Origin of the sequence: Actinomyces wuliandei (assembly GCF_004010955.1) — a bacterium.
Classification (GTDB): Bacteria; Actinomycetota; Actinomycetes; order Actinomycetales; family Actinomycetaceae; genus Actinomyces; species Actinomyces wuliandei.
Genome location: NZ_CP025227.1, coordinates 1,971,167 through 1,993,532, shown reverse-complemented (window position 1 = coordinate 1,993,532; position 22,366 = coordinate 1,971,167). Strand labels below are relative to the sequence as shown.

22 protein-coding genes are annotated in these 22,366 nt (G+C 66.7%); 15 read left to right on the top strand and 7 right to left on the bottom strand.

Annotation, left to right across the window (positions count from 1 at the left end; genetic code table 11):
• The first annotated feature begins 166 nt into the window (after positions 1 to 166).
• The 10 genes from CWS50_RS08250 (at position 167) to CWS50_RS08210 (ending at position 6,271) form a co-directional block, all read left to right on the top strand.
• The gene (locus CWS50_RS08250; RefSeq protein WP_127842406.1) at positions 167 to 922 is read left to right on the top strand and encodes a ferritin-like fold-containing protein; all 756 of its coding nucleotides are present in this window, start codon (positions 167 to 169) and stop codon (positions 920 to 922) included.
• Between the two features lie 481 nt (positions 923 to 1,403).
• Positions 1,404 to 1,541 (top strand): lasso RiPP family leader peptide-containing protein, encoded by a 138-nt coding sequence (locus CWS50_RS08245; RefSeq protein ID WP_127842405.1) that lies wholly within the window; start codon positions 1,404 to 1,406, stop codon positions 1,539 to 1,541.
• Positions 1,542 to 1,556: 15 nt separating this feature from the next.
• Positions 1,557 to 1,682, top strand: coding sequence for a hypothetical protein (locus CWS50_RS14080; RefSeq protein ID WP_371855183.1), 126 nt, complete (start codon positions 1,557 to 1,559; stop codon positions 1,680 to 1,682).
• 24 nt (positions 1,683 to 1,706) lie between these two features.
• Positions 1,707 to 2,117, top strand: coding sequence for a lasso peptide biosynthesis B2 protein (locus CWS50_RS14075; protein ID WP_423243492.1), 411 nt, complete (start codon positions 1,707 to 1,709; stop codon positions 2,115 to 2,117).
• 305 nt (positions 2,118 to 2,422) lie between these two features.
• Positions 2,423 to 2,899: a hypothetical protein gene (locus tag CWS50_RS08235; RefSeq protein WP_127842404.1), complete on the top strand. Its 477-nt coding sequence runs from the start codon at positions 2,423 to 2,425 to the stop codon at positions 2,897 to 2,899.
• A gap of 43 nt (positions 2,900 to 2,942) precedes the next feature.
• Positions 2,943 to 3,677, top strand: coding sequence for an ABC transporter ATP-binding protein (locus CWS50_RS08230; protein ID WP_127842403.1), 735 nt, complete (start codon positions 2,943 to 2,945; stop codon positions 3,675 to 3,677).
• 113 nt (positions 3,678 to 3,790) lie between these two features.
• The gene (locus CWS50_RS08225; protein ID WP_127842402.1) at positions 3,791 to 4,465 is read left to right on the top strand and encodes a hypothetical protein; all 675 of its coding nucleotides are present in this window, start codon (positions 3,791 to 3,793) and stop codon (positions 4,463 to 4,465) included.
• Between the two features lie 4 nt (positions 4,466 to 4,469).
• Complete coding sequence (locus CWS50_RS08220; protein WP_127842401.1) at positions 4,470 to 5,501, top strand: ABC transporter ATP-binding protein; 1,032 nt, start codon at positions 4,470 to 4,472, stop codon at positions 5,499 to 5,501.
• A complete protein-coding gene (locus CWS50_RS14070) occupies positions 5,467 to 5,694 on the top strand; it encodes an ATP-binding cassette domain-containing protein (RefSeq protein ID WP_164860109.1) in 228 nt (75 codons plus the stop codon). The genes CWS50_RS08220 and CWS50_RS14070 overlap by 35 nt, the downstream gene beginning before the upstream one ends.
• A complete protein-coding gene (locus CWS50_RS08210) occupies positions 5,654 to 6,271 on the top strand; it encodes an ATP-binding cassette domain-containing protein (protein WP_127842400.1) in 618 nt (205 codons plus the stop codon). The genes CWS50_RS14070 and CWS50_RS08210 overlap by 41 nt, the downstream gene beginning before the upstream one ends.
• A 196-nt stretch (positions 6,272 to 6,467) precedes the next feature.
• Here the strand turns inward: CWS50_RS08210 and CWS50_RS13515 are convergent, their stop codons facing one another.
• The 4 genes from CWS50_RS13515 to CWS50_RS08195 all read right to left on the bottom strand — a co-directional run bounded on the left by CWS50_RS13515 (position 6,468) and on the right by CWS50_RS08195 (position 8,723).
• Positions 6,468 to 6,623, bottom strand: a complete 156-nt coding sequence (locus CWS50_RS13515) for a response regulator transcription factor (RefSeq protein ID WP_243118249.1) — start codon at positions 6,621 to 6,623, stop codon at positions 6,468 to 6,470.
• A gap of 41 nt (positions 6,624 to 6,664) precedes the next feature.
• Positions 6,665 to 7,117, bottom strand: a complete 453-nt coding sequence (locus CWS50_RS08205; RefSeq protein ID WP_243118248.1) for a response regulator — start codon at positions 7,115 to 7,117, stop codon at positions 6,665 to 6,667.
• Complete coding sequence (locus tag CWS50_RS08200) at positions 7,086 to 8,018, bottom strand: sensor histidine kinase (protein ID WP_164860108.1); 933 nt, start codon at positions 8,016 to 8,018, stop codon at positions 7,086 to 7,088. Before CWS50_RS08200 ends, CWS50_RS08205 begins: the two co-directional genes overlap by 32 nt.
• A gap of 489 nt (positions 8,019 to 8,507) precedes the next feature.
• Positions 8,508 to 8,723: a DUF3107 domain-containing protein gene (locus tag CWS50_RS08195; RefSeq protein ID WP_127843350.1), complete on the bottom strand. Its 216-nt coding sequence runs from the start codon at positions 8,721 to 8,723 to the stop codon at positions 8,508 to 8,510.
• A gap of 266 nt (positions 8,724 to 8,989) precedes the next feature.
• Here CWS50_RS08195 and CWS50_RS08190 point away from each other — a divergent pair, with 266 nt between their 5' ends.
• Both CWS50_RS08190 and CWS50_RS08185 read left to right on the top strand, forming a co-directional pair.
• A complete protein-coding gene (locus tag CWS50_RS08190; protein ID WP_127842398.1) occupies positions 8,990 to 12,691 on the top strand; it encodes a PD-(D/E)XK nuclease family protein in 3,702 nt (1,233 codons plus the stop codon).
• Positions 12,682 to 16,119, top strand: coding sequence for an ATP-dependent helicase (locus CWS50_RS08185; protein ID WP_127842397.1), 3,438 nt, complete (start codon positions 12,682 to 12,684; stop codon positions 16,117 to 16,119). The genes CWS50_RS08190 and CWS50_RS08185 overlap by 10 nt, the downstream gene beginning before the upstream one ends.
• Positions 16,120 to 16,237: 118 nt before the next feature.
• On the opposite strand, the gene CWS50_RS08180 is transcribed toward CWS50_RS08185, so the two are convergent.
• The 3 genes from CWS50_RS08180 to CWS50_RS08170 form a co-directional block, all read right to left on the bottom strand.
• Entirely contained in the window at positions 16,238 to 16,885 is a 648-nt protein-coding gene (locus tag CWS50_RS08180) for a DUF2625 family protein (protein WP_127842396.1), read from the bottom strand.
• Positions 16,886 to 17,021: 136 nt separating this feature from the next.
• On the bottom strand, positions 17,022 to 18,287 hold the full coding sequence (locus CWS50_RS08175; RefSeq protein ID WP_127842395.1) for a phosphotransferase: 1,266 nt from the start codon (positions 18,285 to 18,287) through the stop codon (positions 17,022 to 17,024).
• Positions 18,288 to 18,384: 97 nt separating this feature from the next.
• Positions 18,385 to 18,999 carry a DNA-3-methyladenine glycosylase I gene (locus tag CWS50_RS08170; RefSeq protein ID WP_127842394.1) on the bottom strand — a complete coding sequence of 205 codons (615 nt, stop codon included), beginning with the start codon at positions 18,997 to 18,999 and terminating at the stop codon, positions 18,385 to 18,387.
• A gap of 329 nt (positions 19,000 to 19,328) precedes the next feature.
• Between CWS50_RS08170 and CWS50_RS08165 the strand changes: the two genes are divergently transcribed.
• From CWS50_RS08165 to CWS50_RS08155, 3 genes are read left to right on the top strand one after another with little or no spacing between them, the layout of a single operon-like run.
• Positions 19,329 to 20,582: a TadA family conjugal transfer-associated ATPase gene (locus CWS50_RS08165; RefSeq protein WP_127842393.1), complete on the top strand. Its 1,254-nt coding sequence runs from the start codon at positions 19,329 to 19,331 to the stop codon at positions 20,580 to 20,582.
• Complete coding sequence (locus CWS50_RS08160; protein ID WP_127842392.1) at positions 20,582 to 21,433, top strand: type II secretion system F family protein; 852 nt, start codon at positions 20,582 to 20,584, stop codon at positions 21,431 to 21,433. Before CWS50_RS08165 ends, CWS50_RS08160 begins: the two co-directional genes overlap by 1 nt.
• Positions 21,430 to 22,362: a type II secretion system F family protein gene (locus CWS50_RS08155; RefSeq protein WP_127842391.1), complete on the top strand. Its 933-nt coding sequence runs from the start codon at positions 21,430 to 21,432 to the stop codon at positions 22,360 to 22,362. The genes CWS50_RS08160 and CWS50_RS08155 overlap by 4 nt, the downstream gene beginning before the upstream one ends.
• Positions 22,363 to 22,366: the final 4 nt, after the last annotated feature.

Below are 22,366 nucleotides of genomic sequence, written 5' to 3'. Positions count from 1 at the left end.
GAGCAGTCGGCGGCTGCCAGCCAGGGTAGCCGGAAACCCGCACGATTTCGCTGCGGTGGCAGTGATTGACCCGGTGTCGTGTCTGATGTCACGTGGCAGCGCGGGCTGACGGGGAGCCAGCCCGTCCCGGACTGCCCGGCGACCCCGCCTCCTCTACCCTGTGCTCATGACTGATACTCCGAGCGGGAGCGGGACGCCTGGTGGGACGCCTGGTGGGGCGCCGGGTGAGGTACGGGACAGGACCGGGGTACCGAGCGGGGTACCTGGAACCTCCCATCGGGCCTCCGGTCCGTCCGGTCGTATCCAGGTGGGTCTGCACGAGCTCAGTGTGGTCGGGGTCGTCGCCTTCTCGCGGACCGCCGCGTGCGTGCGCTACGCCAAGGACGCCGACAGGGCGCCTCGGATGGAGCCACGGGTGACGCTGATGCGGATGAGCGCCCAGGCGGTCGCGTCCTTCGATCGTGTCGTGGAGCTGGCTGGCGCCCACGGAGTGGAGGTCTACGGGGCCGTGGAGCGCTTTATGGGCCTGCTCGGGGACCTTGACGAGCGGCTACGGCCCCTGGACTGGTTCGAGCGGCTGGCCAAGACCTACCTCGCCCTGGGGCTGCTCGTGGACTTCGGCATGGCGCTGTGCGACTCCCTGCCCGAGCCCCTGCGCTCCGGCCTCATCGACGAGCTGGCCCAGGACCCGGTCGGGACCTACGCCTCCGCAGAGCTGGACTCCGCCATCGCGGGAGACCCGCAGCTGGCCGCAAGGTTGGGGCTGTGGGGGCGCCGGGTCGTGGGCGAGGAGATCGGCACCCTCCAACGCCTGTTGACCCAGGTCCCCGAGCTGCTGGGAGACACAGGGGCAGAGCAGATGCACGCGGTCCTGTCCCAGGGCGCCGTCTCCCGTATGAGGGGCCTGGGGCTACGGGTGTGACGTGCAGTAGTCCTCGGTTGGTGACACTTGAGTCGTGGCAGCGACGTTCACGTCGCTGGCCCTGGCCGTGGGATGCGTCCTGAATGCGTGACGCATGGTGTCCTGTAGCGTCTCAGGTGTGGTCATGACGGGCCAGGCGATTCCGGCGTAGCCAGGCGGAACTTCCTGACCGGTCCACGCGTTGCGCGGCGACGTGCGGACACTCCGCAGCGCCCAGATGTCGTTGTCGTGCCCAAGTGGGTTGGTCGCCATAATGTCGACATGTGCAGACAGACACCGCGCCTCCTGGACCGTAATACTGCTGCCACCACGTAGGGCCGGAGCAAGGCAGGGCAGTAGGATTTGAGCGAAGAGCCCATATCAGCAGCGGGCATGTCTGTCTCTGCGCTGCGTCCTCAGCACCAAGTCGTGCGTGGTATCCGACAAGATGGAGAACTACCGTGTCTCCTGCAAGCAACTACTCGCGAAGAAGGGAGGAGTGATGACGGTCAAGAGCAACTACGTGGCCCCACGTGTTGTTGAGATCGGCCGGTTCCGGAGAGTCACCAACGGTGTCTGGTTCGGCAGGTGGCGCGATATCTACGGTGGTCGCGCATTCATCCGTGTCGAGGTCGGTTAAAATGGTGCGATCAATGTGCAAAATATCGTTGAAGCCACGAAGGAGGAAGTTGACGAAGTAGAAGAGGAAACGATAGTGCGCGATGTATCAATGTTGCTGAGTCAACTCCTGAAGGCTAAGCTAGTGAGGAAGGTAGGATAATGAGTTTACCGCTCGTCCCCAGGGATACCATATTACTTAGAAGAATCTAGCAGGATTAAAACAAGAGCAGCTACTAGTGTCGCATTGGCGCTCAGTTTTCTCCCTCCGTTTGCCCTTGAGTGGTGTCTGCAACAAATAATGTGTTCGGCGAAACCGTCAACTTTCAATGAGGTAAGTTCGGCCCGAGCAAGCGTGTGCGCGGTGAGTAAGCGATGCAGAGGGAGGGGGTGTCTGCAGAGGTCGATCGCTGTAGTTATCTTCTGCAGACTATCAGGAACTACACCAAGCTGGAAGAGTGGTTACCGACTAGATCCGTTTCGCGCCCATGCGTGGGTGGAAGTAGGAGGAGTCCCGGTGGGTGAACCCAGCGATGTCACTTATTATGCTCGGGTACTGGAAGCAAATCCAATGCTGACTCAAGGTCGCAAGTGTTGACACCGGGATAAAGGGAGAAAATTATGCGTCTTGCTATCGTGGTGCGTTCAGAAATAGTCAAAGCAATATCACTGCGAACCTCGGTATGCATCATGACGATAACGATGGGTGCCACCATTGGGCTGTCTTGGCTTATTACTCTGCTAGTGCAGCGTTCTATCGACTCAGGAAGAAGCGCTGAAGTGGCAGGGCTGGAACCTGCAACTGCATTTCTTGTCGTACTCCACTACGGGCAGGTTGGAGTTATCTTGCTCGGCTGCTGAGTAATCTACGAAGAGCAGGATCGCAATAGTATTCGTACAGCCTTGATTGCTGTACCAGTTCGCCGTATATTGTTTTTAGCCAAGGCGGTTGTTGCTGGTTTCGGCTCCTTTGTCGTGGCGATAGTTTCTGTTGTCGGTTCTTACGGGGCGAGAAATTTGATTGTAGATTCTGCAGCATTGGCAGGAGGAGGGGCGGAAGATACCCGAGTATTATGTGGATACGTGGTTTACTGGACAATTCTTGGACCGTTCGCATTCGCGTTATCCGCGCTGATGCGTAGCGGGGTTGCGGGGCTAGCTACTCTGCTGGTAACTGTGCTTGCAGCATCGACGTACTTGCTTTCCTTAACGCAACTTGCTCGATTCCTTCCGGACCAAGCCGGTGGACAGATGTATCAGGAGGTTCCGCCATCAGCTAATGATCTCGGTCCACAGATCGGACTGCTTGCAATGCTGCTGTGGATGCTGGCTGCATTCCTTGCGGGAGAACTCTCTTTCCGCTCCTGGGTTCCACGGTAAAGATACTTGCAGTTTTGTGCAGATAAAGAGAGGGAGCACACAAGTGATAACTATAGAGGCACTCACCAAGCGCTACCACAGCAAGCTTGCCGTAGATGACGTTACTTTCAAGGCTATTCCTGGAAGAGTTACAGGTCTGCTCGGACCAAACAGCGCAGGTAAATCTACAACTATGAGGTTGATACTTGGTCTTGAAGAACCGAATTCTGGGAAGGCGCTAGTTAACGGGAAGGCTTACCGGTCGCTGGGTAGTCCATTACGAGTGGTTGGAGCTCAGTTTGATGGATCCGGATCTCATAGAGGCCGAACCGCCAGGGCCCACTTGAATTGGGTCTCCCTGTCTAATGGTATCCCTCTGTCCCGTGTGTCAGATGTCCTTGAACTTGTGGGACTCTCCGGTGTTTCACGTAGGCGTGTTGGATCATTTTCTCCAGGGATGGAGCAGCGTATTGGTATTGCTACCGCCATGCTGGGTGATCTTGAGATACTTGTTCTTGACGAACCTATGAACGGACTGGATGCGGAAGGAATCAGGTGGGTTCGTGGGCTTGTGAGAGGACTAGCGGAGCAAGGTAGGACAGTACTTGTGTCAAGTCATTTGATGGGGGAAGTTGAAGCAATAGCGGATGATCTTGTGGTATTAGCACAAGGAAGAGTTGTCCGCCAAGGAGCCGTGAGTGATCTGGTCAAGGGATATGCCAGTCTCGAAGAAGCGTACTTTAAATGGACGGATGGAAGAAACGACTATGCTGCAACTGTGAGACAGGATAGCATATAAGAGGGGGGTATGAGATGTATTTTCTCAGAGTATACATTTCGGAGCTCGTTAAAACTCTCACTTTGAGATCCGTCTGGATTACCGTCTTATCTACTGTGGTAGTATGTGTTATTATGGCAGGACTATCTGGCCCATCTATAGGAGATGCGATAGCATCCGGTGATAATGACCTGGCTCCGGGCGTAAGTCCGGAGACCGTGGGACTGGAATGGGTGGGCCTTGGTCTTGTAGGGGTAATTACCGTGGGAGTGATAACGGCGACCAGCGAATACGTCGGAAATCAGTTGTATACTTCCCTGGCGGCCGTACTGGGACGGGTAGGCCTTCTATTGGCAAAGTTATTGGCGCTGCTGACAGTTACATCCATAATGGGTGTCATTGCTATACCTGTTCTTAGTGTCATGTCGCAACTAGGTTTGGGCGACTTGAGTGTACTACATGGTGGCGTTCCTTCTTCTTTGGTGTGGAGATGGTTGGGTGGAACAGTATTTTGGGTTGTCTCTGCACAGATCGGATTTGCGCTTGGAATACTGATGCGGCAGTCGCTTCTGCCCCTTTTTATTCTAATCATCATTTCGCAACTAACGCTTCCGCTTATTAACCTCATCCCAATAGCTCGCTACTCTCCTTTTGCTGCGGGCACGCACTTGTATGACCGCATGATGATTACGGCGTCAGTGCCTACTGCTGCACTAAGTCCAGCAGAAACTGGTATGGTTATTGCGTTGTGGGTGCTTGCGCCGATACTGGTTTCTATCTTTGTCTTCTCGCGTAGAAGTGTTAGGTGAAGTCATGGTTCACATACGTCGTCGTGCCGAGCTCAACGTTCTGTTTGGTCACGTTATTTCGCAGCGAACTACGGTTTCTGTTGTTGTCGTTATGAGTATGGTAAGTGCTGGACTATCACTTGCTCAGCCTATTCTTGTACGGGAGCTTATAGGGCGTGTCAGCAACTCTAGCCCGCTGGGCATACTTCCTTTCTGCCTCGGAATCATGGTCGTGATTGGTGGAGTTGTCGGTGGCGTGTTACAGTATTTGATTCAGCGCACCGCAGAGACTGCCATTCGTATGTCAAGATATCGTGTCATCGACCATATTCTTCGTCTTCCGGCTCCCCAGATTGACAGAAGGCGTGTGGGTGATCTTGTTTCCCGGGTAAGTAATGACACAACTACTATCAGAAACATGCTGAGCCAGGGGCTCGTTGAGTCGATAGCAGGTCTATTCACTCTCGCTGGAGCGATCGTTGCCATGGTTCTTATTGACTTGCCCCTATTTGCTGCTGCTGCTGCGGGAGCGGCGGTCTGTGCCATTATCGTAGTCATTGCTGCTACTCGGCGTATAGAAATGGCAAGTATTGATCTACAAAATGCACTTGGTCGTCTTACGGCGTCTATGGATCGTGCAGTGCGGGCTATCCGGACCATCCGTGCGGCTAACGCTACTCGGCGGGAGGCTAGTAGAGTAAAGGGGGAAGTTGACAATGTATGGAGGGTCGGTCTCAGGGTTGCGCGCACCACGGCTTTGGTCGCACCTGTTTCTTCTGTCGCAATGCACGTATCCCTTCTTGTTGTCCTAGGTCTTGGTGGGTTACGGGTCGCGGCTGGTGTACTGGCGGTTGCTGATCTAGTTTCCTTTATTATGTTCTTGTTTCTTCTTATCATGCCTCTTGGACAACTATTTGGTACGATCGTGGCTGTAGGAGAGGCTCTTGGCGGAGCTGCTAAGATAGCCGAAATTATCGGCATTCAGCGGGAGGATATTGCCGGGAATACTGGTTCGGGGGGAGGTGCACGTTTCTACCGATGTTATTGTCGAGTTTGACAACGTATCCTTTTCCTATAGTGTCAATTCTGAGATTCCTGGAGAAGGGCGATCTTGTACTTTGAACGATTTGTCTTTTTGCGTGCGGCGTGGGCAGAAAGTAGCTATTGTTGGCCCGTCGGGTGCGGGCAAAACTACTATACTGAATCTCATTGCTCGGTTTTATGACCCAGAATGTGGTACAATTTTTTGATGGATATGACTGCCAGAGGCTATCTCGTGAGTGGGTGCGAGAACATCTTGCATATGTCGAACAGGGGGCTCCAACTATTTCTGGCAGCATTAGAGATAATTTACTCATTAATTGTTCGGATGTTAGAGATTCCCGGCTCAAGGAGTTACTTGAGCAGTTTGACTTGTCGGCTGTTGTTGATAGATCTCCATACGGTCTTGATGCTGAAGTTGGCGAGAATGGTGTACTGCTTTCGGGGGGAGAGCGTCAACGCCTAGCCCTCGCTCGTGCGTTACTTGGTGATCCGGAGTTGATTCTGCTTGACGAAGGGACGTCGAGTCTGGATGGAGCTAGTGAGCAGCGTGTTCAGGAACTTATAGACCGTAGTGCCGGTGATCGCGCTCGCATCGTCGTGGCTCATCGCTTGTCTACCGTTGTAGACGCGGACCTAATTATCGTTGTTGCTGATGGTAACGTTGTGGCGCAGGGAACGCATGAGGACCTTTTGGCCTCGTCCTCCGTGTATCAAAGTCTAGCCCGTAATCAATTGCTGTCGAACCGTGGCCGTGAACGTGACGCTGCAGAGAGGTTGATGTGATTGTTGATGATAATCTAGTAATGGGCGGAAGGCGCGTGTATCTGATGTCTTGGTGAGTGGGGTAATCCGGTGTCGTCCGAACTTGGCGCACTATTCGCGGACTGCTGGTACATGATTTTATTTTGGTTTACTTGGCTTCTGAAGAAAATATGCGTCCTGTTTTTATTCTTGACTGTGTTTGGGATGGTGATTGTGTCTAGTTCTGTCGGGTGTCTACCACGCCGTTCTCGTATGCGAGCACTACTAGTTGGGCACGGTCTCTGACCTGGAGGTTGGTGAGGAGTCGGCTCACGTATGTGCGGGCCGTCGTCGGTGTGACGTACATTGTGTCGGCAATCTCCGTGTTGGACATTCCCTGGGCTATGAGACCTAGGGTCTCACGTTCCCGTGGCGTCAGGGACTGGACGGGCCTGCTGGGCGCACCGGAGCGAGTTGTGCTACGAGACGCCTTGTGATCTGTGGGGACAGCATTGGTGTTCCTTCTTGTGCGGTGCGCACTGCGGCAACTACCGCCGCTGGAGGGCTGTTCTTGAGGAGGAATCCTGAGGCTCCTGCGCGGAGCGCCTCGTAGACGTAGCTGTCGAGGTCAAACATCGTCAGCATGATAACTCTGGGCCCGTCAGCATCTGAGCACAGGGCGCGAGCGGCTTCAGGACCGTCCGTCACGGGCATCTGTACATCCATCAGGACCACATCTGGCCTTAGCCTGTGGGACTCCTTGACGGCCTCGTCCCCGTTGCGCGCCGTTCCCGCCACCTTGATGCCTTGCTCGCTGTCCAGCAGGACCTTGAGCAGGGAGCGGACGGAAGGGTCGTCATCGGCTATCAGGACGCTGCATGATGTCATTGTGTGCTTCTCCACTTTCCCCGGCCGGGTGCGGGAGGTTCATGATGACGGTGAGCCCGCCACCTTTGCGGTGGGTGAGCGTGAGCGTGCCTGAGAGCAGGGCGGCTCGTTCCCGCATGCCGGTTATTCCGTTCCCCTCCTGGAGGCGTGACGTGTTTCCGATCCCGTTGTCCGAGACGCATACCTGGATGCCATCGTCATGGAAGCTGACTGTTATTGCTACGGACGAGGCGGAGGAGTGTCGTATTGTGTTTGCCGTTGCTTCCCGACTAACTCTGTGAACCGTGGCCTTTACCGCTTCGGGTAGCGTCTCTACTGGGCCTATGACCTCTACCGAGGCGGCTATTCCTGACTCCTCCGCCATTCGGGCGACGCCGCTGAGCCTCTGTTCCAGCGATTGCCTATGTGTCCCATCCCGGTCTGTTCCGTGGGTGGCCTCGGGGCTGTTGTCTCGCTGACGCTGTAGGAGGGTCTTCAGCTCGTTGGTACCTGATCGGGCGGTCTCCTCAATCTGTCGCAGCTCCTCACGCAGCCGCTGCTCGTCAAGAGCCGGTACATGGGCGGCGACGCCTGCGCGCATGCCAATGAGCCCCAGAGCCTGGGAGAGAGTGTCGTGTACTTCTCTGGCCATGTGCAGGCGCTCCTCGGAACGTGCGCGGGCGCCTGCCTCCTGGCGTACCTGCCGTGTCCGGGCGCCGAGTACCCATGACGCCATGAGGACTGCACCGCTGAGCAGGGCGCTGCGGATACCTTCCTCGTTGCCTTCTGCGGTGAAGGTGAGCAGGCCCAGTAGGACCACGACGACGCTTCCGGTAAGAAGGCGGGGAAACAGTTTCCCGGCACTGCGCTCGGCCAGGGTAAAAAGGGCTATTCCGACAATGATGAAGGGATCATAGGTCATCCCCAGGATCCAGGCGGTCCCGGTGGAAGCGGCAGCGACGATACTGCCACTTCGCGGTAACCGTGCGGAGCAGGCGGCGCCTGTCGTCGCGACGGAAGCCAGAATAGCCTGGATGACACGGCTACCGGACCCTGTCGGGACGACCGTCGCCCAGAAGACCGTCACCACACTTCCGGCAAGAATGAGGTTTCGTGTCGCCTCGCGCCAGTAGAACGGGCTGTTATGTCGCTGGGTCACCTGTCCGGCAGGGCTTTGCGTCGGACCTGCCCGCTGTGAGGCCTTCATGGCAGCAGAATATGCGGTATATGAACCTGCGGGGAAGCGGGATCAACTGCAGGCGCGTGCCAGTGCGGCTGCCTGTCTCGAGGGGCTACTAAGCCGTAGTGTGGAACCTAGGTGCGGCAGGCGGCAAGGGCTTGTCGGCGCTCAGCCTCCTGGACGTGCCAGGTACCGGGCACCCAGGAAGCCATCCAGGAGTCAGGTGGGGGCTCAGATGCCGAAGCCGACGCGGCGGGGCTCGGACTCCCCGAGCTCGACGTAGGCCAGGGAGCCTGCGGGGACGAAGACCTTGCGGCCGCGGTCGTCGGCCAGGGTCACGGGCTCGGTGGTGGCCTTGGCCACCGCCTCCAGCACCTCGTCGTGGGAGGCGGAGGTCTCCAGGGAGAGCTCGCGGCTGGAGTGCTTGATACCGATGGTGACCTGCATGATGCTCCTCGGGTGCTGGTAGGTCCTGGCGGGGCCGGGCTCTACGGCCGCCACGGCACGTCGCTGGTGCCGCAGGGACACGGCCCGCCCCTGGTGGAATCCTACGGGGTGCGTCGCCCACCATCCGGCCTGGAGCCCGGGTACTGGGCCGTCCCTTGGGCTTTTTCGCCTCACGCGGACACCTGCGCTCCACGTCCCTCCCTGAGGGTCGCCCCCTGTGGTCGTGCCCCGCAGCTTGTGTCGGTGCTCCGTGATGGGATGTCCCCATGCCAGACCAGCCTGACCGCCTCCGCCTGCTGCCTCCGCTGCCGCAGCCGGGTCTGCCCGCGCTGGACGCCTCCGGCCAGGCTGTCATGGAGCACGTGGCGGGCGGGGACAACGTGGTGGTGCTGGGTGCCCCGGGGACTGGCAAGACCACCCTCGCCCTGTCGGTGCTGGTGCAGGCGGTGGCCGCCGGGCGCGACGCGCTCCTGCTCGCCCCCACCCGCTCCCGGGCCGACGCGCTGCGGTCACGGGCCGCGCACCTGCTGGGCGGAGGCCACGGTGACGGGACGGTCCGGGTGCGCACGCCGACCTCCCTGGCACTGTCCGTCCTGACCACCTCGCTGACCCGCCGGGCGGACCCACTGCCTGCGCCCGTCCTGCTGGCCGGGGCGGAGGAGGACGCGGCCCTGGCCCCTATGGTCGCCACTGTCAGCTGGCCCGGTCTGCCCCCGCAGGCTGTCGGGTCCCGGGCCTTCCGCTCCGAGCTGCGCAACCTGCTGGCCCGCTGCGGTGAGCTCGGTGTCAGTGCCCAGGACCTGTCCCGGCTGGGGCAGGACCTGGGGGTGGCGCTGTGGCAGCCCGCCTCCCGCCTCCTGCATGTCTGGGACGCCCAGGGACGGCCCAGCCCTCGGCGCCGTGCTGAGGTGCGCAAGATGGACCCGGTGCGTCTGCAGGACCGTGCCGGTGAGGCGCTGGAGGCCTGGGACCTGGACGGCGTCACCGAGCCCCGTCCCGTTCCTGACCTGGTCGTGGTGGACGACTACCAGGACTGCACCGCTGCCACCGCCCGCTTCCTGGGCGCCCTGGCCCGCCCCGACGCCCGGGGGCGGCGTGCCCAGGTGGTGGTCCTGGGGGACCCCGACGTCGCCGTGGAGACCTTCCGCGGTGGCTCGCCCAGCCTCCTGGTGGATGCGCAGGAACGGTCCGGGCTGGCCGCACGGCGCCTGGTGCTGCGCACCCTCCACCGTGGTAATCCCACCCTGGCCAGCCTGTGGCAGGACCAGGCCTCCCGGTTGCCGGTGACCGGTACAGGGCGGCACCGGCGCCCTGACCTGCCTGCCCTCCAGGCCACGCTGCCTGACCTGCTGGCCGACCCACCGCATGACCTGCCACCTGACGGGCCGGGGGACCGCCCGCCCGCCCGGGAGCCATCTCCCTCAGGGGTGACGGCGCTGGTGGCCTCCTCGCCCGCCCAGGAGGCCGCGCACCTGGCGCGCACGCTGAGGGAGGAGCACGTCAGGCACGGTACTGCCTGGGAGCAGATGGCCGTCGTCGTCCGCTCCGCGCAGCACGTGGCCGCCATGGGGCGTGAGCTGCGGCGTCGTGGGGTCCCTGCGGGTTCCTCCACCCCTGCTGTGCTCCTGAGGGAGGAGCCGGCCGCCGCCGCCCTGCTCGCTACCGCCCGGGCGGGACTGGACGGCAGGCTGGGAGCCGGTGACGTCCTCGCGGACCGCGCCGCTGCCCTGGACCTGCTCACCGGGCCGCTGGTGGGCCTGACCGCGCTCGACCTGCGGCGCCTGCGCAGGCACCTCCTCCAGGAGCAGCCCGGGGACGGGACGGACCGTGAGCTCCTGCGTCTCCTGGCCAGTCCGGAATCCGCCCGGCAGGTCGCCCAGGAGCTGGCTGGGACCACCCTGTCCGCCCAGGCCGGGCTCCTCGTCGTCGCCTCTGAGGTCGTGGCCGCGGTCAGTGGCGTCGTTGCCGGAGCGGGTGCCGGGACAGAGGATGAGTCCGACAGCGGGCACGGAGGCGGGACCGACAGCCATTCTAGGGACAGTTCTAGGGACAGTTCTGGGGACAATCCTGGTAACGAGCCTGGTAGACAGCCCGGTGGTGGCCTTGGCGGCGGGCCTCGGAGGGTGACTGGTGTCGAGGACCTGCTGTGGGCCGCCTGGTCCGCCTCCGGTCGGGCCGAGGCGTGGAGGTCGGCCGCCCTGCGCCCCGTGGGGCCGCCCGGCAGCCCCGAGGCGGCTGTGGCCCAGGCTGCCGAGCACGACCTGGACGTGGTGACAGCCTTGTTCAAGCGGGCGGAGGTGTGGAGCGAGCGCAACCCGGGCGCCCTGGCTCAGGACTTCCTGTCTGAGCTGTCTGCCGAGGTCCTGCCCTTCGACTCCGTGGCGCCCCAGGGTGCCCGTCCCGGGGGCGTGGCCGTCCTGACCCCGGCGGCTGCGGCGGGGCGGCAGTGGGAGGTGGTCGCGGTGGCCGGCCTGGTGCGCGACTCCTGGCCCGACCTGCGGCTGCGGGACTCCCTGACCCGCTCCGGGCTGCTGGTCGACGCGGTCACCGGGCGCCTCCCTCTGGACGGGCAGGGGAGGCCGACAGGACAGGAGGACCCCGCAGGCGCGCGCCACCAGGTGCGTGCCGACGAGCGCCGCATGCTCTTGTGCTCCCTGACCAGGGCGTCGCGACGCCTACTGGTCACCGCGGTCTCCGACGCCGACCACGTCCCCTCGTCCTTCTTCCTGGAGGTGGCCCGGGCGGCAGGCTCCGACCTGGGGGACAGCCCTGAGGGCCCACGTCCCGCTGAGGACGTGGGGGACCTGACTCTGCGGGGCCTGGTCGCCGAGCTGCGACGGGCCGCCACCATAGGAAGCCTGGAGGGTGCCAGCCCTGAGGAGCGCTCACGGGCCGACCAGGCCGCCCGGCTGCTGGCCGCCCTGGCCGGAGCCGGGGTGGATGAGGCCTCCCCGGCCACCTGGGCGGGTCTGGGGGTGCCCACCTGCGAGACCCCCCTCGTCGGGCCGGGGGAGGTCGTCCGGGTCAGTCCCTCCGACATCGAGGCCCTCACCGCCTGCCCCCTGCGGTGGTTCCTCAGCCGACAGGGCGGGCAGCCCGGCACGAGCGCGTCACAGACGCTGGGCACCCTTATCCACCGCCTCGCCGAGCAGGCCCAGCGCAGGAACCTGCGAGGTCAGGCCCTGACGGAGCTGGCCGAGGGAGTCCTTGAGGAGCTGGGCTACCCCGACACCTGGCTGGGTGGCCTGGCTGCCCGGCGCGTGCGCGACATGGTGGGCAGGCTGGACACCTACCTGTCCGGCGTGCCCGGGCACGTCGAGGTGGAGAGGAGCGTGGACGTGCGTGTCGACCTGCCTGCTGCCTCCCTCGGGCCACCCGCTCCGGGGCAGGCAGGTGACCCGGGGGAGGCGTCGGTCCCTGTCCGCCTGGTCGGCCGGATCGACCGGGTCGAGTACCTGGACACCGAGCACCGTGGTACCGACCGTCCTGACGCGGGGCACACCGGGGCACAGGACTGCTCAGACGTCCCGGACGTCATGGACGCCCCGGACGCGCCACCCCGGGCGCCGGACACCCCCCTGCCCAGGGTCGACGGGACCCGGGTACGGGTCATGGACCTCAAGACCGGGGCGGTGGTGCCCGACGACGCCGCGCACCACCCCCAGCTGGCCAGCTACCGCCTTGCCCTGGAGGCACTCGGCTACGACGTGGTCGGGGCCGGGCTGGTGATGCTGGGCAGGACGCCGACGCGCAGGGACGACGGTGTGGTGGTCTCCCCGCGCGGCGCGGCCCTGGCGCCCAGTCCCGACCCCGCCGACGGCCAGGACTGGGCCTCTGCCCTGGTGGCCCGGGCGGCTGCGGCTGCCTACGGTCCTGTCCTGCAGGCGTGCAGCGGCGGGCACTGCCAGTGGTGCGCCGTCAAGGACTCCTGCCCGGCCCGTCCCGAGGGACGGAGGTCATGGCAGTGACCGGTAGAGCGCGGGGGAGGGGTGTCCCCGGTGCCCTTGGCCCGGAGGAACTGGCCCAGGTCCTGGACCTGCCCGCGCCCACCCCCCAGCAGGCCCGGGTGATCACCCACCCCCTGACCCCGGTGCTGGTCGTGGCCGGGGCCGGCAGCGGCAAGACCGCCACCATGACCCAGCGGGTGGTCCACCTGGTGGCCTGCGGCCAGGTACGCCCCGACCAGGTGCTGGGGCTGACCTTCACCCGCAAGGCCACCGCTGAGCTGGCTGGGCGGCTGTCCACCCGCCTGGAACAGCTGTCCGCGCGCGGGCTGGCCGGTGCCAGCGGCGACGACCCCGAGCCCACCGTGGCCACCTACAACGCCTTTGCCGGCTCCCTGGTGCGTGACTACGGCCTGAGGGTCGGGGTCGACCCCGACTCCACCCTGGTCACCGACGCCCGTGCCTGGCAGATCGCCTCCTCCCTCCTGGAGGCCCGCACCAGCCCGCTGCCGGTGGAGCGGCTGGCCTCGGCCACCAGGATCCTGCTGCGCCTGGACGCGGCCCTGTCGGAGAACCTGCTGACTGTGGAGCAGGCTGCGGAGCAGATGGAGGACCTCACCGGGCTCCTTGAGGGCCTGGCGGGAGTGCGCGGACTCAAGTCGGTCCTCGGCGAGGCTGCCTCCCGCAGCCGGGACCGGCTGGGGATGCTGGAGGCCGTGGCCGACTACCGGGAGTACAAGCGCCGTCACGGCCTGGTCAGCTTTGGGGACCAGGTCGCGCTGGCCTGCCGGATCGCCCAGGAGGCCCCTGAGGTCGTGGCCCAGGTCCGGGCGCGGTTTCCCGCCGTCGTCCTGGACGAGTTCCAGGACACCTCCGTGGCCCAGGTCCGGCTCCTGTCCGCCCTCTTCCGTGCCGGTGGTGTGACGGCCGTGGGCGACCCGAACCAGGCGATCTACGGATGGCGCGGGGCCTCGGCAGCGGCACTGGACTCCTTCCACCCGGCCTTCAACCCCGAGGGCTGGGCCAGGGTCCAGGCAGGCGCCAGCCCGGACCAGGCGGCCCCCGTGCTCCCGCTGTCCACCGCCTGGCGCAACGACCTGGCCATCCTGGACGCGGCCAACACCGTCTCCGCCCCGCTGCGTGCCGCCAGCAACCAGCCCGGTGACGCGCAGGTGTCCCACGTCCCCGTGGAGCCCCTGAGCCCACGGCCCGGTGAGAGCGCGCCGGGGCTGGTCGCGGCGGCCTACCTGTCCGACTCCCTGGCAGAGGCGCACACCGTTGCCGACTTCATGGCGCAGCGCTGGCACCCTCAGGCCGAGCTGGCGGTCCTGGCCCGGGTGCGCTCCGTCTTCCCGCTCATCGCCGAGGCCCTGGAGGCCCGTGGCGTGCCCTACCAGGTCGTGGGTCTGGGAGGCATGCTCACCCTCCCTGAGGTCGCCGACATGCGCTCTGTCATCACCGTGGCTGCCGACCCCGAGCGTGGTGACCGCCTCATGCGGCTTCTCACGGGCGCGGGCCTGGGCGCCAGCGACCTGCGGGCGCTGGCCGACACCGCCCGGCTCCTGGCCCAGGGGGGCCGTGACACCCCTCCAGGCCGCGGTCCCGGACACGCAGGAGGACAGCCCGGGGAGGGGGCCCGCCCACCGGGCAGCCAGCCCCTCCTGGCCGAGGCGGTGGAGGCTGTCGCACGCCAGGCTGACACCGATGGCGTCGTCGTCCCCCCACCCGGCATGACACCTGCGGGCGCCCAGGCCTGTGACCGGGTGGCCCGCGCCGTGCGCCGTGTCCGCGCGGCGCTGTCCCTGCCCCTGCCGGAGGTCGTCGAGGCCGCCGAGCGCGCCCTGGACCTGGACATCGAGGTGGCCGCCAGGGTCGCCAACCCCCTGGGGGCGCGGGCCGTGGACGCCTTCCGCGCCGCCGCGCTCAGCTACGCCGAGGACACGCAGGCCCCCACGGTGGCCGGCTTCCTCCAGTGGCTGGAGGTGGCCCAGGACGAGGAGGACGGTCTGGAGGCGCCTCAGACCGAGCCGGAACCAGGAGCCGTCCAGGTCCTCACGGTCCACGCCTCCAAGGGGCTGGAGTGGGACTGCGTCGCGGTCGTGGGCATGAGCGAGGGAACCTTTCCCGGCTACGCCACCAGGCCCCAGGCGGACCTGTCGGTGGCCGAGTGGTCCTGGATGACCAGGGTTGAGGAGCTCCCCCACCCCCTGCGGGCCGACGCCGACACCCTGCCTCCCTTCGACCTGGCGGCCTACGACCCCTCGGCAGTGGGCAGGGAGGACGTCGAGGAGGTCAAGGAGGCGCTCACGCGCTACAGGCTGGCGCTGGGACGCCACACCCTGGCTGAGGAGCGTCGTCTGGCCTACGTGGCCCTGACCCGGGCTCGCCACGACGTCCTGCTGACCGGCAGCCACCTGTCCGGGAGGAGCAAGACCCCGCGTCCCCGGTCCCGCTACCTGGCCGAGCTGGTGCGCCGTGACCTGGTCACGCCCTACGGGGAGGGGCTGACCGAGGCGGATCCCCGGGTTGTCAACCCGCTCCTGGACCGGGTAGTCACCGCCCCGTGGCCCCAGACCCACCCCGAGGACCCTGTGGCCCGGGCGCGACGCGCGGCCGCGCAGGCTGTGCGCCAGGCGGGCTCGACGCGCCCCGGGGCACTGGCGGCCCAGGTACCCGCGCCCCCGTCCTCCCATAGCGTCTTCCGTAGCGCGCAGGACGCCGCCGCGCAGGCGGGGGACCAGGTGGGGGAGGACCCTGTCGTGGCGCGGTGGTGGCAGGAGGCTCGCCTCCTCCTGGCGGAGCGGGACCAGGTGGCTGGCACGCCGCCGGGTGTGCGTCTGCCAGCCCACCTCGCTGCCACCAGCCTGGACCGGCTCAGGCGCGAGCCGGAGGCCTTCGCCCTGGAGCTGCGCAGACCCCTGCCTGCCCAGCCGCAGGCGGCAGGACGCCTGGGCACCGTCTTCCACGAGATGGTCTCCCAGCAGCTGGCCGTGCACGGCAGCCTGCTGAGCCTGGCGGAGGCCGGTGCCCCCCGCACGCTCAGCGACGACGACCGGGTCCAGGTGGAGCGCTGGCTGGCCACGGTCCAGGGTCTGCCGCTGCTGGAGGGGTACGTGCTGGCCGCCTCCGAGGCCGCCCTGGAGCTCACGGTGGCAGGAACCACCCTGCGGTGCCGTGTCGACGCCGTCTTCAGGCGTGGCACCGAGCCCGAGTGGCTTGTCGTCGACTGGAAGACAGGGAGCCGACGCGTGGCAGTGGACCAGCTCAGCGTCTACGTCCACGCCTGGGCCCAGTCGCAGGGCGTGAGCGTGGAGCGGGTGCGAGCCGCCTACGTCTACGTCCAGGACGGCAGCGTCGAGGAGCTGGCGGCCACCGACCTGCTGGGCCTGGACCAGATCGCAGCAGCCCTGTCCCCCGGTGGCGGGGAGCCTGGCGGCGAGCCGACTGGCTGATTACCGGCTGAGCGCTGGGGTGGCTGAGCACCGACTGGGCGGCGGGCAGGCTGTCGCAGGTGGGGTGACCCTGGCTCCAGCCAGGACCCCGGGCCAGGCCCCGGCACCCGTGCTAGTCCTAGCCACCTGCCCGCAGGCGGGCTGACTCCTCCAGGAAGGCGACGAGCTCGTCGAAGGGCACAGGCTTGCGCCGTGTCAGGCTGATATTGCGCCCCTCGCGGGAGAACAGAGGCGGCTGGGTGCTCAGGGCCTGGTTCAGGCGCAGCGCACCGATCTCCTGCTCCCACCCCCTCCACCGCCAGGAGGAGTAGAAGCTCTCGCTGCCGCCGTCGATGGCCCAGCGCACGAAGGCGCCGTGGCTCATACCCGTACCCCTCCAGTGCAGCGTGTCCGGGCCGAAGTGGCAGACCTGGCCGTGACCGACCCCTAGGCCTCCGGCGTCGATGGCGAAGCGCCCGCCAAAGGCGTCGTGGCCCACCACCAGGGCACCTCTGCGGGACCTGCTTGCGGTCAGGACGTCTGGCAGCGAGCCGCTGCCGGCGGCGAGGATCCGTAGACGGCCGTGGTCGACCAGGATCCCCCCGCAGTGGTGGAGGAGCGCCCCCAGCGTGGAGCTCTCGGTCAGGCCCAGACGGGCCGCGATGTCACGCCCCCGCTTCGTGGTGGACGGGAGGATGGCCAGGTGGGCGGGGCTGGCGTCCACGGCGCTGGTGACGTCCTCCCAGACCGAGCTCCCCCCGACAGGCACGTCGCTGCTCCTGCTCATGACTGTCCCGTGCCTGCTGTGTTCTTCACTGACATAGTCACAACCATAGGTACTGACCTTATTCGTTCGTCATTCGCTTATCAGGCGGTTGGAACCGGCTTCTCTCATGGCATAGGGGACCGTGCGGACAGGGCCACTAGTCCTCCTGCGAGTCCACAGGGACCATGGTGACCGGACTGGTGGAGGCCTCCGGGTCGGCACCATGCCTCTCTCCCGGCACTGGGGCCAGTCGAGGGGTCGTCGGCTCGACGAGCGGCTCGTCCCCGACCTGGGCGGCCAGGTCCGTGAGCATATCCACCGCGTCTGCCACCACGGAAGGGGCCCCACTGCGTGCTCCGTGCAGCAGCCACCGGGCCAGGCTCAGCTCGCTGACGAGCTCGGCCCTGTCGCGCAGGTGCTTGTCCACGCCCTCGCTGCGAGAGATGTCGTAGGCGTCCTCAATGGAGCCCAGGCAGTCCACCGGGACCGTGGAGTAGACCCAGGCCATGTCCTCCGCCGGGTCCCCCACGTGCGCCTGGGTCCACCCTCGCAGCCCGACGACGCTGCCCCCCGCAGCCAGGACGTTCTCCTCCGCCAGGTCCCCGTGGACGACGGTGGGACGGAACCGCCACAGCGCCGTCTCCTCCAGCGCCTCCTCCCACCTGCTCAGGAGCGCCGGAGGCACTTTGCCCGTGGCGGCCGCGTCGTCCAGGACGGTCAGCCAGCGCTCCCGCACCTCCTCGGCGTCGTAGACCGGCATGCCGGACTCCGACACCACCGAGGTCGGAATCTCGTGCAGCTCGCCCAGGGCCTTGCCCAGGCCTGCTGACAGTCCCGGCCCAGGACGCAGGGAGGATACCTGGATGGGGCGGCCCTCGACGTGGGAGCGGACCTGGACGTGCGCCTCGTCGCTGCGCAGGGACCCGGCTGCGCGTGAGACGTTGAAGGACACCAGGCCGGAGTCCGCCACCTTGCCGACGCGGCGCAGGATCTCCGCCTCCGCCTCCAGGGCCGCCCCGGCGGCGGCGTCGAGGGCCTCCATGACCTCCCAGTGGCGGCCCCTGGTGTCGATGACGCCCACCACCTGCAGCACGGCGGTGCGGGTCTGGGGCAGGGCCAGGCGTGCAGGATGGAGGCTTGGGACCGCCACGGTGGCCAGGGCCGCCAGCGCCAGGGGCGAGCGGGGGGCGGCAGGCCGCGCCCGGGACTGCGGGGCGGTGGGAGAGTCATGGGTTCCGGCGCTCCTCGTGCGCTTTCTTGTGCTCTTCCTGACGCTCTCAGTGCGCTCGGTGCTATCGGCGCTCTCGATGGTCCTGGTGGTCCTGGCGTTCTTGGCGCTCTCGGCGTTCTCAGCGGCCTCGCCGGACCCGGGGACGGGTGCGGCGTCCTCTGGGGCGTCCGGTGACTGCGGAGGCTCGGGCATGCCCCAACCGTAGGCGACAGCCTGCGTACGCACGGCCCGCCGCGCCCGTGCGTACGCAGGCTGGGGCAGGACGCTGCCGTGTGCTGGCTGCCGTGTGTCAGCGCGGACGGCGGTGCGAGCCGACCACGTGGTCGTTGACGATGCCTATCGCCTGCATGAGCGCGTAGACAGTGGTGGGGCCGACGAACCGGAACCCGCGGCGGCGCAGGTCCTTGGCGCAGGCCACCGACTCCGGCGAGGTGCTCGGGACCTCCTCGCAGCTGAGCGGCCGGTGCGGCTGGGACGGGCGGTAGGACCACACCAGGTCGCTGAGCCCGCCCTGGGCGCGCAGCTCCAGCACTGCTGCCGCGTTGGAGACCACGGCCTCGATCTTGCGACGGTTGCGAACGATACCCGGGTCGGTTGCCAGGCGATCGACATCCGAGCTGTCAAAAGCAGCCACTTTCTCCGGGTCAAAGCTGTGGAACACCTCTCGGAAGCGCGGTCGCTTGCGCAGGATGACAGCCCAGCTCAGGCCCGCCTGGAAGCCCTCCAGGCTCAGTCGCTCGAATACGCCCGCCTCGTCGCGGACCTCGTTGCCCCACTCCTGGTCGTAGTAGTCCTGCTCCAGCTGGCTGGCCACCGCCCACTCGGGCCGGACCAGCCCGTCGGCCCCGACCACCAGGCCTCCAGGAGGCGACACCGTGCCCTCGTTGCCCGCGCCTCCGCTCATGCCGAGAAGTGTATAGCAGGACTACCTGGGAGGTGCGCCCACAGCGCCCCGCTGGGTGCGCAAGGTGGGAGAATGGTTTTCCACAAGCCGGTACAAAAGGTGGTGTCACGAGCGCGGGTGATCTATTGTCTGCTGATGACGGCGACACCGTGCCCGCACTGGCCGTACCGCCAGCAGTGCCAGCACTGCCAGCACCGTGCCGGGGCGGGCCGCGTGACCCGTCGCCGGGGCGGCCTGCCCCGGCACCGGGCGCCCCGGCCCGCTGTCCCCGGACAAGGCCTGGGCACAGGCTCGGGCACAAGCCTGGACAGAGAGGCACCGAGAGACTCATGGACGCTGCCGACCTCCTCCTGACCGAGATCCGCGAGCTCGTCCGCACCCGCGGCGTCGACCCGGCCAGGGACACCGCCAGGATGGACAGCCTCGTGTCCGAGGCCTGTGCCGACTACCTGCGCCGGGCCGACGCGGGTCTTGTCCCGCCCTTGGCCGACCCTGACGGTGCCCGGGCCCGTGCCGTGGACCGCCTGGCCGGTCTGGGGCCGCTCCAGGGCTACCTTGATGACGACTCCGTGGAGGAGATCTGGGTCAACGCCCCGGGACGGGTGTTCGTGGCCCGCTCGGGCAGGCCGGAGCTGACCACGACGATCCTGGACGGCGAGGAGCTGCACGTCCTGGTGGAGCGGATGCTGCGCCCCTCGGGGCGCCGCCTGGACCTGTCGGCCCCTTTCGTGGACTCCCAGCTGCCCGGGGGAGAGCGACTTCACGTCGTCATCCCCCCGATCACCTCCCGGCACTGGGCCGTCAACATCCGTAAGCACGGGGCCAGGGTGTGGCGCGTCTCGGACCTGGTCCGGCTGGGGTCCCTGACCAGCCACGCGGCCGCCTTCCTCGACGCCTCCGTCCGGGCCGGGCTCAACATCCTGGTCTCCGGCGCCACACAGGCCGGCAAGACCACCATGGTGCGGGCGCTGGCTGGGGCGATCCCGGCGGGGCAGCGGGTCATCACCTGTGAGGAGGTCTTCGAGCTGGCCCTGGGCAACAGGGACTGCGTGGCCATGCAGACCCGGCCCGCCAGCCTGGAGGGGACGGGGGAGATCACCCTGCGCCGCCTGGTCAAGGAGGCGCTGCGCATGCGCCCTGACCGTCTGATGGTCGGGGAGGTCCGTGAGGCGGAGGCCCTGGACCTGCTCATCGCCATGAACTCCGGGCTTCCCTCCATGTGCACGATCCACGCCAACTCGGCCCGTGAGGCGGTCGTCAAGCTGTGCACCCTGCCCCTGCTGGCCGGGGACAACGTCTCCAGCGGTTTCGTGCTGCCCACAGTGGCCTCCGCCGTGGACCTGGTGGTGCACCTGGACCTGGACACCCGGGGGCGGCGCACGGTACGGGAGGTGGTTGGCCTGTCCGGGCGGGTGGAGAACGGCGTCGTCGAGCTGTCCGACATCTACCACCGTGACGCCCAGGGAGTCCTGGTGCGAGGGCCGGGAGCACCCGCCAACCAGCAGCGCTACGCCCGGGAGGGGATCGACCTTCCCTCCCTCCTGGCCCCTGGGGTCCCCTCCGCGACGGGGGCACGGTCCTGATGGGGGCGGTCGCGGGACTCATGGCGGGTGTGGGCGTGGTGCTGGTGTGGCTCTCCTGCACCTCCGAGGTCCCCCGGTGGCGCTCACGGCGGTCCCAGCACCTGGCGGACCTGCTGGTCCAGGCGGGTGCGGGACGCACCACCCCCGCCACCTTCCTGGTGGGCAGCCTGGTCCTGGGCGCCACCGTCGGCCTGGCCTTCCTGGGGGCGTCGCGGGCCTGGCCGGTCGCGGTGGCCTTCGCGGTCATCAGCTCGGCCGCGCCGACGCTGATGGTCTCCGCGCGTGCCCGCTCCCGGCGGGCCAGGCTGCGCGAGACCTGGCCGGAGGCGGTGGACACCCTCGTCTCGGCGGTGGGGGCGGGCATGAGCCTGCCCGAGGCACTGGCCAACCTGGGGCAGCGAGGTCCCGAGGCGGTACGGCCCCAGTTCCAGGCCTTTGCCGCCGACTACGCGGCCACGGCCCGCTTCACCCACTGCCTGGACCTGCTCAAGGCCCGCTTCGCCGACCCGGTGGCGGACCGCATCGTGGAGGCCCTGCGTCTGGCCCACGAGGTGGGCGGCACGGACCTGGGATCGCTCCTGCGCTCGCTGTCGCGCATGCTGCGTGAGGACATGCGCACCCGTGGCGAGCTGGAGGCCCGCCAGTCGTGGACCGTCAACGGTGCCCGGGTCGCCGTGGCCGCCCCGTGGCTCGTCCTGGCCCTGCTGTCGACCCGGACCCAGGCGGCGGCCGCCTACGCCACCTCGGCCGGAGCGGTGGTGCTCCTGGTCGGGGGGCTGGTGTCAGTCCTGGCCTACCGGCTCATGCTGAGGCTGGGACGCCTGCCGGAGGAGGAGAGGACACTGCGATGAGCCCCCATCTGCTCGGGTGCCTGTCCGGGGCGCTGGCTGGCGCAGGAGCCTTGTGCGTCCTGAGCGCCTGCGGGCGCAGGACCCCCACCCTCATGGCGAGGCTGGAGCCCTACGTGCACCAGCGGCCAGCGACCTCGGGGCTGCTGCGTCCCGCCTACCACGACGGCCGGGGGCAGACGGTCAGCGCCGTCCTGCTGGGGCGGCTCGTCGGTCTCAGCGGCGTGATGGACTCACTGGGGTCCTCCTCGGCCTCGGTGCGCGCACGCCTGGCTCGCAGCGGCTCCACCCTCACCCTGGAGCAGCTGCGCCTCCAGCAGCTGGTGTGGGCGTGTGCCGGGCTCGTCGCCACGGTAGGGGCGGGTGTCCTCCTGGCCCTGACCCGTCCGGTCAGCGTCCCCGCGCTCCTGGTGCTGACCCTCCTGGCCTGCGTGGGCGGGGCCGCTGCGCGCGACTGGTGGCTGTCCCAGGCGGTGGAGCGCAGACGTCGCCGTATCGAGGCCCAGCTGCCCGATGTCGTCGAGCTGCTGGCCCTGGTCGTCGGTGCGGGCCAGGGACCCGTCTCCGCGATCGAGCGCGTGGTGGCCCTGGGGGAGGGGGACCTGGTCGACGAGCTGGCCGACACCCTGTCGGACGTGCGCTCCGGGACCGTGGTGACCACGGCGCTGGAGCGTCTGGAGGCGCGCGTCGGCTCGCTGCACGTCACCCGCCTGTGCGAGGCGGTCGCCGTCGCCATGGAGCGGGGCACACCCCTGGCACAGGTGCTGCGCTCCCAGGCCACGGACGTGCGAGAGGCGGCTCGGCGCAGCCTGATGGAGGAGGGCGGCAGGCGGGAGATCGCCCAGATGGTTCCCGTGGTCTTCCTGGTCCTGCCGGTCACTGTCGCCTTCGCCCTGTTCCCCGGGGTGGCGGTCCTGAGGCTGGGCCTGTGAGGCG

Excerpts from the sequence above, each read along its gene's own strand:
- CWS50_RS08245 (WP_127842405.1), top strand. The coding sequence starts at position 1,404 with ATGACGGTCAAGAGCAACTACGTGGCCCCACGTGTTGTTGAGATCGGC.
- CWS50_RS08175 (WP_127842395.1), bottom strand. The coding sequence starts at position 18,287 with ATGCCCGAGCCTCCGCAGTCACCGGACGCCCCAGAGGACGCCGCACCC.
- CWS50_RS08190 (WP_127842398.1), top strand. The coding sequence starts at position 8,990 with ATGCCAGACCAGCCTGACCGCCTCCGCCTGCTGCCTCCGCTGCCGCAG.
- CWS50_RS08185 (WP_127842397.1), top strand. The coding sequence starts at position 12,682 with ATGGCAGTGACCGGTAGAGCGCGGGGGAGGGGTGTCCCCGGTGCCCTT.
- CWS50_RS13515 (WP_243118249.1), bottom strand. The coding sequence starts at position 6,623 with ATGTCCAACACGGAGATTGCCGACACAATGTACGTCACACCGACGACG.
- CWS50_RS08165 (WP_127842393.1), top strand. The coding sequence starts at position 19,329 with ATGGACGCTGCCGACCTCCTCCTGACCGAGATCCGCGAGCTCGTCCGC.
- CWS50_RS08225 (WP_127842402.1), top strand. The coding sequence starts at position 3,791 with ATGGCAGGACTATCTGGCCCATCTATAGGAGATGCGATAGCATCCGGT.
- CWS50_RS08155 (WP_127842391.1), top strand. The coding sequence starts at position 21,430 with ATGAGCCCCCATCTGCTCGGGTGCCTGTCCGGGGCGCTGGCTGGCGCA.
- CWS50_RS08250 (WP_127842406.1), top strand. The coding sequence starts at position 167 with ATGACTGATACTCCGAGCGGGAGCGGGACGCCTGGTGGGACGCCTGGT.
- CWS50_RS08220 (WP_127842401.1), top strand. The coding sequence starts at position 4,470 with ATGGTTCACATACGTCGTCGTGCCGAGCTCAACGTTCTGTTTGGTCAC.
- CWS50_RS08205 (WP_243118248.1), bottom strand. The coding sequence starts at position 7,117 with ATGACATCATGCAGCGTCCTGATAGCCGATGACGACCCTTCCGTCCGC.
- CWS50_RS08160 (WP_127842392.1), top strand. The coding sequence starts at position 20,582 with ATGGGGGCGGTCGCGGGACTCATGGCGGGTGTGGGCGTGGTGCTGGTG.
- CWS50_RS08180 (WP_127842396.1), bottom strand. The coding sequence starts at position 16,885 with ATGAGCAGGAGCAGCGACGTGCCTGTCGGGGGGAGCTCGGTCTGGGAG.
- CWS50_RS08200 (WP_164860108.1), bottom strand. The coding sequence starts at position 8,018 with ATGACCTATGATCCCTTCATCATTGTCGGAATAGCCCTTTTTACCCTG.
- CWS50_RS08195 (WP_127843350.1), bottom strand. The coding sequence starts at position 8,723 with ATGCAGGTCACCATCGGTATCAAGCACTCCAGCCGCGAGCTCTCCCTG.
- CWS50_RS08170 (WP_127842394.1), bottom strand. The coding sequence starts at position 18,999 with ATGAGCGGAGGCGCGGGCAACGAGGGCACGGTGTCGCCTCCTGGAGGC.